Origin of the sequence: Mucilaginibacter sp., assembly GCF_028288105.1 — a bacterium.
In the GTDB taxonomy this organism is placed as follows: domain Bacteria; phylum Bacteroidota; class Bacteroidia; order Sphingobacteriales; family Sphingobacteriaceae; genus Mucilaginibacter.
The window spans coordinates 1-12,548 of record NZ_JAQBOI010000059.1; the positions used below are offsets into that span (position 1 = coordinate 1).

The window sequence follows — 12,548 nt, forward strand, 5'->3', positions numbered from 1 at the left end:
CTCCCGGCAGGGGTATACTATTATGTTATCGACCTGAAAAACAATTTGCCAATAAAAGCGGGTTGGGTAATGCTGATACGATAGCCAAGTGGCCATATCTAATCAAATGAATTTAATTTAAAGCTAATTGTACAATACGCATACAACATTGATAAAAAAATATATTTTTGAGCCCCACTGTTTGTACAACAGCAACCTATGCAATTTAAACTGAAGTTTTTTTTACCGGTATTTTTGCTGCTTTTTAATGTGCCGGTATTTGCACAGGTATGTACCGGTAGCTTAGGCGACCCGGTTTTTACACAGGATTTTGGATCGGTTACTAACCCGGTTACTGTATCTACTGATTATACTTATACCAGTAGTACCTGTCCCGGCGATGGATACTACACCCTGGGAACCAGTACCATCGGTTGTTTTGGTAACGCCTGGCACACGGTTACACAAGATCATACGGGCAACCCCGGTGGTTATATGATGATTGTTAATGCATCCTATACTGCCGGGGAGTTTTTTAAACAGCAAACCGATGTTGGGGCTTTGTGCGAGAACACCACTTACGAGTTTTCGGCTTATATTATGAACCTTATTTTGCCTAATGGGAATCATATAAAACCCAACATATCTTTTATTATAGAAACCCCCACGGGCGTACTTATAAAACGATATGATACCGACGATATACCGGAAACCTCCGGATCTGATGGCTGGATAAAATATGGCACTTATTTTACCACTGCACCCGGCATAACCCAAGTGGTAGTAAGAATGGTAAATAATGCGCCTGGCGGCAACGGCAACGATCTTTTATTGGATGATATAGCCTTTAGGGCATGTGGCCCCATTGTACAGGCAGGCTTTTCAGGTGATGTATCAGTTACCGAAAATAAAGTATGCCAGGGCGATCTGGCATCGTATAATATTACTTCAACACCTCCAACAGGGTATAGTAATTCCCGTTTTCAGTGGCAACAAAATTTAAATGATGGTAACGGCTGGAAAGATATCCCTGACAAAACAGAGCCATCGCTCGCTCGTGATTTTCTGCCAAATGCACCAGTAGGCTCTTACCAATACAGGTTAGGGGTTGCTGAAGGGGGCAATATTAGCTCATTAAACTGCCGCGTATATTCTAACCCTGTTACAATTAGTATTACTTCTTATCCTGCACCGCCTCCATTCCCCCCTACATCAGTTTGCGAGGGAGAAACGCTTACCTTAACAGCATCCGGCGGGGCAACCTATAAATGGACACTGCCCGACTTATCTGAATCTACGCAAAACCCGCTTGTTATACCGCAGGCAAGCGCAGCTGATAGCGGCCCCTACAAAGTAGAAGTAATATCTGCCGCGGGTTGTACAACACCACAGCAGGTAAATGTTACCGTTAACCCCAAACCTGTTGTTACGATAGACCCGATTCAGCCCATTTGCAGGGGGAGCAGCGGTACCCGGTTAACAACATCCATAAATGAAGCAGGCTCATATACTTATAGTTGGTTCCCCGTTACGGGTTTATCAGACGCCAATGCATCTAACCCAATGGCCAGTCCCAGCATTTCAACACTATATACTGTTATTGCAACCAATAGTATTACTACTTGCTCTGACACCGCGCAAATACGGGTAGAAGTGCTTGATCTGCCTGTTGCAAATGCGGGTAGTAATAAAAAGATCTTTGAAGGGCAATCCATAAAATTGGATGGCAGCGCAATGGGTGATGTAACTTATACATGGTCGCCGCCAGATTATCTGGACGATCCGCATTCGCCAACACCCATTGCCAACCCACCGCATAATATGCCCTACCTGCTTACCGTAACATCTGCAAATGGCTGTGGTACCGATGAAGACGAAGTAACTGTAACGGTATATGAAAAAATAGTTATCCCCAGCACATTTACGCCCAATAATGATGGTGTAAACGATATCTGGAATATTGAAGCTTTAGAAACATACCCGCAGGGCACTATAACAGTGTTTACCAGGAATGGGAAACAGGTTTTCCAGAGCAAGGGTTATGGTAAACCCTGGGACGGTAAACTTAACGGGACTTTGCTGCCAACGGGTACGTATTACTATGTTATCGACCTTAAAAACGATACCCCAAATCTATCTGGCTGGGTATTACTGGTGCGGTAGCAGCAATTATTAAAACAAATAATTTATGCCTGCCTGCACCGTGGTATAAGAAATTAAAAAATAAGGATCTACATTAACATTGGTGACCGGGATATAGCTGGCGTAAATATTAATTTTTTTGTTGATGGTGAAGCCCGCTTTTACAAGTGGGTTGGCGAATACCTTATTAAAATCAAAAACCGCTCCCGAAAATGATGAAAATGCCGTGCCATCTTTATTTTGGAATGCCTTATCCACATATTGATTATAGGACACCTGCATACCTATCGCTCCATAAAACTTAAAATTTGGCTGGTTGTAAAAGTTATAAAGAACTTGCGGGGTTAATGAGGCCGATAGCTGGGTGAAATGAAAAACAACATCGTTATAGGGCAACACCTGATTCTTATAATTTGATTCGTACCGGTTTGCCCCTATGCCAAGTTCAAACCTAAAGGCAAGGTTTTGGGTGTTGGGGTTTGCGTAAACGTTTACACCAGCCAACAGCATGGGCATAATTGAAGTATAAGGTTTACCGCCTGCTTTTTTGTATTCGCCATCGGTTGTAAACGAGGTTATATTAACACCAATACCGGCATAAAAATAGTTGGCTGTAATAACATTATCCTCTTTAGCTACCTTCATGTCATTAAGTTTACTTACTACCGATAATATATTCGAGTAGCTGTATTCACTTCGTTGAATATAAAGGTTCAGCTTATCATCAAGCAAATTGTGTTTGCCTGCAATTACACTTAATTGTTTTTTGTAAGTACTCTCTGTTATCGTCCCGTTTTGGCCGGCAGCATAATAGAGGTGATAAATAAGCTCTTTTGGGGGTTGCGCGTCTTCACTGATAAAGTAGCGTGTTTTAATTTGGTCCTGGTAGCTGTACAGGGTCGCGTTTTTGCCCTTTTGCAATACTTTTAAAAAAATGTCGGTAATTATAAAAGATGTATCGCGGCTGTTAGCTACCCTGTTGCCATTACTTTCATCGGTAGAAACCGGGCCCGAATAGGTTTGATATGTGGTTAAGCCGGTGATGCTGAAACCGGCTACATCCGCAGGGGCTATTTTTTGCTTGTTATTATCGGCAAGGGTGGTTTTAAAGTCGATACTTGCGGGGTTGTTATCCCATTCGCGGTAATTAATAAATCCGCGTGTGGTATCACCTTTGGTATTTACAAGGTAGCCGGGTTTGTAATTGCTTTGTGCTGAAGCAGATAGGCCTAACAAAACCATGCTTGTTAGCAAATAGAAAAATCTCATTGTATATAAAGGTTTAGTAGCTGAATATACAAATATGATTTGGACTTATAGCCCTGATTTAGAACTTAATAAATTTATCCATTTGCTCATTCGTATAGCGCAGGGTATCTTCCTGGGTAAGGTCGCCTTCGTCATCCATTTCTTTCCGGATAGACCCTATATGGAGTTTTAACGGCATAACATGCAGGTTAAGATAATGGCATACACCTGTAAAATGGTCAATACCACGAATGTTGCCATATTTGCCTGATGACAGGCCAACCAGTGCCGCCTTCTTATCATAAAAGCTTTCGGGAAAGCTGCAGGCATCAACAAAAACCTTTAAAACGCCCGGGTAACTGCCATTATATTCGGGTATAATAAACAGGAACTTATCTGTAGCGGTAATAATGTTTTGTATTGCGGCAAAGGCCTCACTGCGTTTGCCATACAGGTCGGTCTCCACTATATTAGGGGGTAATTGGGTCAATGAGAGAAAGCTGGTTTCCAAACCCTTCGCGGCTAACTGCTTTTTATAATATTCGGCAAGTTTTAAGGTTGAGCTTCCGGGGCGGTTAGTTGATGATATAATGGTGACCATTTTTATTAGTGAATTAGTGAGTTGGTGATTTAGTGATTGATTTTTATTGGTTGGCAAAGGTTAATTGCTTGGCTTTGAGCAAGAAAAATTCACTAATTCACTAAATCAATAATTCACTAACTGCCCCAACAATTGTTTGTAAGTTGGTAAAACTGTTAATTTCTCAATTGTTTAAATCCGTATCTTTAGCGGCGGATAAAAAAACAGTACAAACATAGAAATTTCTATTCCTGTTTTTCGTTGTAATAAACCGCTTTATAAATTTTTTGTAAATACATAATGGGTAAAATTATTGCTTTAGCTAATCAAAAAGGTGGCGTTGGGAAAACAACATCATCAATAAACCTTGCCGCAAGTTTAGCAGTGCTGGAATACAGAACGTTACTGGTTGATGCCGATCCGCAGGCTAACTCAACATCGGGTATAGGTTTTGATCCGCGCAATATCAAGAACAGCATTTACGAATGCATTATTAATGATATTAATCCGCATGATGCTATCCAGAAAACCGAAACACCAAACCTTGACCTTTTGCCGGCGCATATTGACCTGGTTGGTGCCGAAATAGAAATGATAAACCTAACTAACCGCGAGTTTAAAATGAAGGCGGTTTTAGAGAGCATACGCAATGAGTACGATTTTATCATCATAGATTGCTCCCCATCATTAGGTTTAATAACTATTAACGCCCTAACCGCTGCAGATTCGGTTATTATACCGGTGCAATGCGAATATTTCGCGTTAGAAGGTTTAGGTAAATTATTAAATACTATTAAAATTGTGCAATCGCGCTTAAATACACAATTGCAGATAGAGGGTATATTGTTAACCATGTATGATGTGCGTTTAAGGCTATCAAACCAGGTGGTAGATGAAGTGCGTACCCATTTCGAAGATATGGTGTTTGATACTATTATACAGCGCAATACCCGCTTAAGCGAGGCACCAAGCTTTGGCGTATCAGTAATTATGCACGATGCAAACTGTAAAGGAGCCGTAAACTATTTAAACCTTGCCCGCGAGATCCTTCGCAAGAATGGTTTGGTTAATAACGAAGAACTGGCAACCACAGTAACAGCTTAACAAAAATGAGTACAGAAAAAAGAAACGCTCTTGGAAAAGGGTTAAGCGCCCTGTTAAACGATTCTCCGAACGTAAATCCCAATAAAAATAGTTATTCCAGCCCGTCTAACCCGGTATCAGAGCTGGATAGTTTAGGGTCGGTAAACGAGATTAAGATAAGCGAGATAGAGGTTAACCCTTTTCAGCCGCGTACCGAGTTTGATGAACAGGCCCTGGCCGACCTATCAGCCTCTATTAAGCTGCAGGGTTTGATACAGCCTATCACCATAAGGCGTGTTAGTTCGCATTCTTACCAGCTAATATCTGGCGAGCGCAGGCTGCGTGCATCAAAAATGGCGGGACTTACGCAAATACCCGCTTATGTACGCACCGCTAATGACCAGCAAATGCTGGAAATGGCACTTATAGAGAACATACAGCGCGAAAACCTTAACGCCATTGAGGTTGCCTTAAGCTTTCAGCGAATGATTGATGAGTGCAGCTTAAAACAAGAAGAACTGGGAGATCGCGTAAGCAAGAATCGCTCTACCGTTACCAATTATCTCAGGCTGTTAAAACTACCGCCAACCATACAGGCATCTATCAGGGATGGGGGCATTACCATGGGCCATGCCAAAGCTTTATTAGCGGTTGAAGATCTGGCAGCACAGCTTTACATTCATCAGCAAATTATAAAAAACGAGTTGTCGGTACGTAAAGTAGAGGAGATGGTTAGGGAGATACAAAAAGCACCTGTAAAAAAGGAAGGCAAGCAACCCGAAACGTTATCTTACCAGTTGCAAAAGGTTGAAGATGACCTGGCATCAAAGTTTAGCACAAAGGTTAAGCTTAAAGTTAATAGCCAGGGCAATGGATCAATAGAAATACCGTTCTTATCCGAAGATGATCTGGGCCGTATACTTGAAATGCTGGATTGGTAAAACATGTTCAAACAATTTTTAACTACTGTATTTTTTTTAAGTTTTGCCCTTTTAGCAATGGGCCAGAATCCCGATACGCTGGCAAAAACCAAGGCTGATACAGCTGTTAAAAAAATTGATACCGTAAGAAAAACCTCTTTCGCGCCCAAAATTAAAAAGGAAAAAGTATATCACCCCGATAGTACTCACATACCAAGCCGTGCGGTAAAACGATCGTTATTTGTACCCGGCTGGGGCCAGGTGTATAACCATAAAATATGGAAAGTACCCCTTATTTATGCCGGTTTAGGCATGTTGGGTAATGCGGTTGTTGTAAACTTAAAACAGTATAAGGTGTTCTTAGCCCTGGCAAAAATCACCAAAACAGGTGAAGTTCCCCGGGAGGGCGATCCTTTATACTCATCGTACATAAAATATAAAAGGGAGTATGACCTGTACGTTGGAAACTACGGCGCATCAAACCCTGATCTTGAAAACGCGGCAAATGGGTATCAGCGTAACTTTCAGATAAGTATATTAAGCATATTGGCTGTATGGGGCGTGCAGGCTATTGATGCATACATTGATGCAAAGTTCATAAGCTCGTACACGGTAGATAATAATCTGTCTATGAAAGTAACCCCAACATTAATGACCCAACCTATGTATGCGTCAAATTTTAGCAGTACATTTATTCCGGGTATAAAATTTACCTTTACGCTTTAAAATAAAAACAAAAGCATACAGCTAATAAACTTACGGATGAAAATTGCATTGTTAGGTTACGGAAAAATGGGGAAGATAATCGAAAAGATAGCCCATGACCGTAAACACGAAATTGTACTAAAAATAGACTACACTAACCTTGATCAACTCACTACCGAAAACCTGCAAAAGGCCGATGTAGCCATTGAGTTTAGTACACCGGCAACCGTTTTGGGCAATATAGAAAGCTGCTTTAAAGCGGGCGTGCCTATTGTGGTGGGTACTACCGGCTGGCACCACCAACTGGCGCAGATAAAAGAGCAATGCGAATACAGTAGAAACTCGTTGATATATGCCACCAACTTTAGTGTTGGGGTAAATGTGTTTTTTCATGTAAACCGCATATTAGCCAAGCTAATGAACAATTACCCGTACTATGATGTGCAGGTAGAAGAGATTCACCATACCCAAAAAATGGATTCGCCAAGCGGTACTGCTATAACTATTGCCGAAGGGATACTGGATAACCTTGATGCTAAAAAGGACTGGGTTAATGTTTTAAGTGGCGATGCAACCACGGATGATAATATCCAGGCCGATCAATTGCTGATAGAATCGCACCGGATTGATAGCGTACCGGGTACCCACACCGTTATATACGATTCTGAAATAGATACCATAGAGTTTAAACATACCGCCCATAATCGTAATGGCTTTGCCTTAGGAGCAGTATTAGCCGCCGAATGGATAAAGGATAAAAAAGGTTTTTATTCTGTTGAGGATATGTTTGATTTTAATAACTAATTTACTGCCCAATATTTAAATAATGAACTGGAAATTCTGGAATAAAAATAAAACTAAGGATAAGAACAAAAAGAAGAAAAGTGCAACCCGCGAATGGGCCGATGCTATAATTTTTGCTGTAATTGCCGCCACCCTGATCCGTACGCTTTTTATAGAAGCCTATACTATACCAACACCATCAATGGAACGGTCGCTTTTAGTGGGCGATTTTTTGTTTGTGAGTAAAGTAAATTATGGTGCCCGTACACCAATGACACCTATTGCTTTCCCGTTTGCGCATCATACAATGCCTATAATAGGAACTAAAGCCTATTGGGATGGTATTAAATTACCGTTTTACCGTTTACCTGGTTTAAGCGAAGTTAAAAAAGGTGATGTGGTAGTATTTAACTACCCTATGGAAGCCGATTCGCCATACTTTCGCCCGGTTGATAAACGCGAGAACTATATTAAACGCTGCCAGGGTACCCCCGGCGATACCCTTAGCCTTATAAACGGACAGGTATATGTGAATGGCAAACCAGCGCCAAACCCTCCGGGCGAGCAAACCGATTACACCCTTACCACTAATGGCATGGATGTAAACCCCCAGATAATGGCAGACCTAAATGTGTCAAACTACGATAATGTGGCTTTCCCTACTATGACAAAGGATGCCGCTGCTAAATTAAAAAGCTATTCGAATGTTAAGGCTATAACGCCCAATTACAAACCAGTCGGTATAGCCGATCCGCTTAATCCGGTATTCCCGGCGGCGTATCCAAAATATAAACTAAACCCATTAAATAAAGATTTTGATTGGAACGTAGATAACTACGGCCCTATTATTATCCCTAAAAAAGGATGGACAATTAAATTAGATAGCTTAACCATGCCCGTGTATGGCCGTGCTATTGAAGTTTACGAGGGCAATAAATTGCAAATTGAGAATGGTAAAGTGTTGATAAACGGCAAAGAAGCTACTACCTACACCTTTAAAATGGATTACTATTGGATGATGGGTGATAACCGCCACGACTCATTAGATTCGCGCTACTGGGGTTTTGTGCCGGAAGATCACATAGTGGGCAAAGCCCTGTTTGTATGGATGAGCTGGGATGATAACGCATCGTTTTTCAGCAAAATTCGTTGGAGCAGGTTATTTATGGGGATACACTAATTTTCCCCGCTAAGATATTTGAAAGCCCTGTTCGCAAGAACGGGGCTTTTTTTGTCACCCTTCCTGTCATTTCGAGTGAGCGGCGGGTAGGGAAGGGCAGAGGTGCGACGAGAAATCTTTTACATCGCGCTGTCAACTCATCGTTTGTAGAAGATTTCTCGTCGCCCAATTTCACAGGCCTGCCCTTCTGCTCGCTCGAAATGACAGGTGTAGAGTCGTATTACTTACTCCCCAATATACTTCAACCCCACAATCGCCCTGGCTTCATCTATCATCCCAATCATCTGCCTCGACATTTCATGGGTGATTATGGGGCTTTCAACTTTGCCGGCTTTCATTAGCTCCACAAAATGGGCTATCTCGTAATTTAATCCACCGGCGGTAAATGGTTCGTCGATCTCTACAATGCGGCCATCCAGGTAGTTGATGGTTGCTTTTGCCGGGTTCCACCAGTTTTTATGAATGGTGATATGGCCTATGGTACCACATATCAGGGCATCGCCCTTGCCATGCAGATCGAACCCGCCATACAATTGCGCGTAACCGCCCGCGTGCCGGGTTTGGAATATGCTGAACATATCTATCTCCATCCCGCTAAAACGGCCCATAGCTTGTACTTCTTCGGTTTTACCAAGCCAGTCTACAGCCAGGAAGGCTTCGTAAATCCCTATCCCCATTAATGCGCCACCAGCCAGCTCATAACTAAAGTTGGGATGGTCGCGACTAATATCTGCCACCGATGAACCCGCCCTAACGTAGCCCACCGGGCCAATAGGGTCATGTTGTAAATATTCCTTTAGTTTTTTATATAGCGGATAAAAGGGCGGCTTCATCCCCTCCATAAATAAAAGGCCGCTTGTTTTGGCTACGGTCAATAGTTCTTCCAATTGGGGCAGATTGAGCGTAGCCGGTTTCTCGCACAAAACATGCTTGCCGGCATTTAACGCTTTAATACTGTAGTCGGCATGGGTGTTAGGTAGGGTAGCAATGTAAACCGCATCTATATCGCTTGCCAGGAGATCTTCCGCGCTGCTGCAGGGCTTGCCGCCGTATTGGGCAACAAAGGTATCCACTGTTTCTGGCCTGCGCGAATAGGAGGCTGAAAGCGCGTTATCGGGCAGGGCATTTAATCCCTGCATAAAACGGTGCGCAATGCGTCCGCAGCCAATAATTCCCCATTTAGTCATGCTATTCAAAAATTAAAATTCAAAATTAAAAAAGCCTTAAGCTGAAACAACTTAAGGCTTGTATTTTATGTGTAACCCTTAATTATTGGTATTGTATATATAAAGGGTATGGGCTGTATCTTGATAATACCTCTGATGGTAAAAGCATGTGGTGAGGTGCTTTCTTAATATCGTTTTTGTAGAATAATTTAAACCCTGTAAACTGTACCGGTTCCTGGTTAATAAAGTAGCGGTAAGTACCGGTTTTTAGATCAGGTTCACCCCATCCATCCATATCCATTACTACCTGCACCTCGGGGCGCAGTTTAATGTTTTTATAGTTGGTTACCATTTTACGGGTAAAGCGGTGTACAACTAAAATTTTTGGAGGCAGGCCATTCTTTTTAACAATGTTAGCTAAGTAACCGGTAACATAGTTAATGTCGGCAGCATCATAAGTGCCTATTTTTTTACCCGGTTTGCTACCATCTTTCATAGAAAACTCTGGATCCATACCAAAATGTACCTGCGGCATTTTTAAGTATTTTTCAAATAAAGGCAATTCTGCCTGTATGTTGCTTAATGCTACTTGTACGTCTAAGAAAACAATTGCATGTGCCTTTTTAGCTAATACCAATATGCTGTCTATCTGTTTAAATGGCATACGATAACGGTATTTACCATCTTTACCGCCATCGCCCTGGGCAACCACTGCAATATAGTGTAATGCAGGTTGTACAGGTGTTTTAGGATCGGCTTTCTCCCATGCTTTTACTTCGCCCTTTAATTTGGCAAGCATTTCGTTTGGCGGCAATTCGCCCAGGATCCCCATTTTTTTAGAGTACAGGTTACCGTAAAAAGAGACTACACGTTTAAATGGTAATATAGCACCACCCAATGGGTAAGGTTGATTTTTAACCGGCCATCTGCCGCTGGTATCTGTGTGTGCATTAAATTTTAATAGCGAATCATAAAGGGCTTTATCGGTTGGTGGGTAAGTTGATTTTACAACACTTAAAGTGTCAGCTTCTTCGCCTTTGGCTTTTGCAGAGGTGTCGCCGGCTTTTTTATCAGCCACTTTACTGCCATTGCTTTGGCTGCATGCCGAGAATAATACTAACGAGCTTAACGCGAACAGTGCAGAAAATAATATGCTTTTTAATTTCATAGGATCGATGGGGTATTTGAGTGTGTGCCGATATCGCACCGGCTTTTAATATTTGGTTAAATATAATGCTTGTTAATATAAGTATGGTATTTGATTAGCTTTTATTTTTGTAAAATTTGCCAAATACGCCCAGCGGTAACTTAGAGCCTGCTGTGGCCTGCAGATAAAGTTCGCCTATCTCCAAATTTTCCACCTTCGGATATGCGTTTTTGATCAGGTTCTCTATAATTACCGATGAAAAACCAAGCGAGTAAGTATTCAGTATCAGGAAATGTTCTTCGGGATCCAGCAATTGCATTACATCGCTCATCATCTCGTTAATGTTATCTTCCAGCTTCCATTTTTCGCCATTGGGACCATTGCCATAGGCAGGAGGGTCAAGTATAATGCCGTTGTAAGTTTTGCCGCGCTTAACCTCGCGTTTTACAAACTTAAGGGCATCCTCTACCATCCATCTAATATCTTTGAGGCCAGATAATTCCTGGTTCTCGTTTGCCCAGGTAACCACCTGTTTAATAGAATCTACGTGTGTAGTATCGGCACCTGCTGCCCGGGCAATTAACGATGCACCGCCGGTGTAAGCAAACAAGTTAAGCACCTTTGGCGTAGGTGTTTTAAATTTTTTGATGTTATCTGATATATAATCCCAGTTAACGGCTTGCTCCGGGAAAATGCCCAAGTGCTTAAACGAGGTTAACCCTAAACGGAATTTAATAGCTACATCATTGTTCTTGTATTCAACATGCCAGCGGTCGGGTGTTTTTAGGTCTTTCTTTACCCAGTCGCCCGCAGTTGCACTACGGCCTTTAAACTTTATATGGTGCAGTCGCTGCCATTCGGCAGGGCTTAATGCTTTGCTCCACACAGCCTGTGGCTCGGGGCGTATCAGTATGGTATTGCCAAACCTTTCCAGTTTTTCAAAGTCGCCGCAATCAATCAGCTCGTAATCTTTCCAGTGGGTTGGGGTAAGGAGTTGGATCATTTTTTATCAGTTGGCAGTTATCGTTGGCAGTTACGCCAGTTGTAAAAACTATTTGCCGCAAATATAAGTAATATCAATTAAGGGGGGCCAACTGCAAACTAAACACTGCAAACTATAATTTTTCTTTCGCCGCCTGCATAAACTTGCTGGCAAATACAAAGTCGTTTAGTTCTTTATTATCAGTATGGGCTATGTCTTTGTTAGAGCCTTCCCACCATTTTTGACCTTGATGCAGAAATATGATGTTATCACCAATACCCATTACAGAGTTCATATCGTGGGTAACTATAACGGTGGTCATATCATATTCGGCAGTAAGCTCATTGATCAGATCATCAATCAGGATAGATGTTTTTGGGTCGAGTCCTGAGTTAGGTTCATCCACAAACAAAAATTTGGGCTGCATAGATAAGGCGCGGGCAATACCCACACGTTTTTTCATACCGCCGGATAGTTCTGCCGGATAAAGTTTGTTCTTATCTTTCAGGTTAACACGTTCCAGGCAAAAATTAGCACGTTCCTGTTTTTCGGCTTTCGATTGAGTGGTGAACAGGTTTAGCGGGAACATAATGTTCTCTTCAACCGTCATAGAATCAAACAGGGCCGAGTTTT

At 42.0% G+C, this 12,548-nt stretch carries 12 protein-coding genes; 6 read left to right on the forward strand and 6 right to left on the reverse strand.

Translation table 11 applies throughout. From position 1 onward, the window contains the following. The first annotated feature begins 198 nt into the window (after nt 1-198). On the forward strand, nt 199-2,142 hold the full coding sequence (locus tag JWQ85_RS04275) for a gliding motility-associated C-terminal domain-containing protein (protein ID WP_299464451.1): 1,944 nt from the start codon (nt 199-201) through the stop codon (nt 2,140-2,142). A gap of 9 nt (nt 2,143-2,151) precedes the next feature. Here JWQ85_RS04275 and JWQ85_RS04280 read toward each other — a convergent pair whose 3' ends face one another. Both JWQ85_RS04280 and JWQ85_RS04285 read right to left on the reverse strand, forming a co-directional pair. Continuing rightward, nucleotides 2,152-3,390: a hypothetical protein gene (locus JWQ85_RS04280; RefSeq protein ID WP_299464454.1), complete on the reverse strand. Its 1,239-nt coding sequence runs from the start codon at nt 3,388-3,390 to the stop codon at nt 2,152-2,154. A 58-nt stretch (nt 3,391-3,448) separates the two neighbouring features. Next, nucleotides 3,449-3,970 carry an NADPH-dependent FMN reductase gene (locus JWQ85_RS04285; protein WP_299464456.1) on the reverse strand — a complete coding sequence of 174 codons (522 nt, stop codon included), beginning with the start codon at nt 3,968-3,970 and terminating at the stop codon, nt 3,449-3,451. A 279-nt stretch (nt 3,971-4,249) separates the two neighbouring features. Between JWQ85_RS04285 and JWQ85_RS04290 the strand changes: the two genes are divergently transcribed. From JWQ85_RS04290 to lepB, 5 genes are read left to right on the forward strand one after another with little or no spacing between them, the layout of a single operon-like run. Further along, the gene (locus JWQ85_RS04290) at nt 4,250-5,053 is read left to right on the forward strand and encodes an AAA family ATPase (protein ID WP_299464459.1); all 804 of its coding nucleotides are present in this window, start codon (nt 4,250-4,252) and stop codon (nt 5,051-5,053) included. 5 nt (nt 5,054-5,058) lie between these two features. Next, complete coding sequence (locus JWQ85_RS04295) at nt 5,059-5,973, forward strand: ParB/RepB/Spo0J family partition protein (RefSeq protein ID WP_299464462.1); 915 nt, start codon at nt 5,059-5,061, stop codon at nt 5,971-5,973. A 3-nt stretch (nt 5,974-5,976) separates the two neighbouring features. After that, nucleotides 5,977-6,678, forward strand: a complete 702-nt coding sequence (locus JWQ85_RS04300) for a DUF5683 domain-containing protein (RefSeq protein WP_299464465.1) — start codon at nt 5,977-5,979, stop codon at nt 6,676-6,678. 36 nt (nt 6,679-6,714) lie between these two features. Continuing rightward, complete coding sequence (dapB, locus tag JWQ85_RS04305) at nt 6,715-7,461, forward strand: 4-hydroxy-tetrahydrodipicolinate reductase (protein ID WP_299464468.1); 747 nt, start codon at nt 6,715-6,717, stop codon at nt 7,459-7,461. 22 nt (nt 7,462-7,483) lie between these two features. Next, complete coding sequence (lepB, locus tag JWQ85_RS04310) at nt 7,484-8,620, forward strand: signal peptidase I (RefSeq protein WP_299464471.1); 1,137 nt, start codon at nt 7,484-7,486, stop codon at nt 8,618-8,620. A gap of 224 nt (nt 8,621-8,844) precedes the next feature. Here the strand turns inward: lepB and JWQ85_RS04315 are convergent, their stop codons facing one another. The 4 genes from JWQ85_RS04315 to JWQ85_RS04330 all read right to left on the reverse strand — a co-directional run. After that, the gene (locus tag JWQ85_RS04315; protein ID WP_299464473.1) at nt 8,845-9,807 is read right to left on the reverse strand and encodes a Gfo/Idh/MocA family oxidoreductase; all 963 of its coding nucleotides are present in this window, start codon (nt 9,805-9,807) and stop codon (nt 8,845-8,847) included. An 82-nt stretch (nt 9,808-9,889) separates the two neighbouring features. Then, a complete protein-coding gene (locus JWQ85_RS04320; RefSeq protein WP_299464476.1) occupies nt 9,890-10,954 on the reverse strand; it encodes a hypothetical protein in 1,065 nt (354 codons plus the stop codon). Nucleotides 10,955-11,048: 94 nt separating this feature from the next. Next, nucleotides 11,049-11,936: a class I SAM-dependent methyltransferase gene (locus JWQ85_RS04325; protein WP_299464479.1), complete on the reverse strand. Its 888-nt coding sequence runs from the start codon at nt 11,934-11,936 to the stop codon at nt 11,049-11,051. A 112-nt stretch (nt 11,937-12,048) separates the two neighbouring features. Continuing rightward, nucleotides 12,049-12,548: ABC transporter ATP-binding protein (locus tag JWQ85_RS04330; RefSeq protein WP_299464482.1), on the reverse strand; the 500-nt coding region annotated here is incomplete at its 5' end.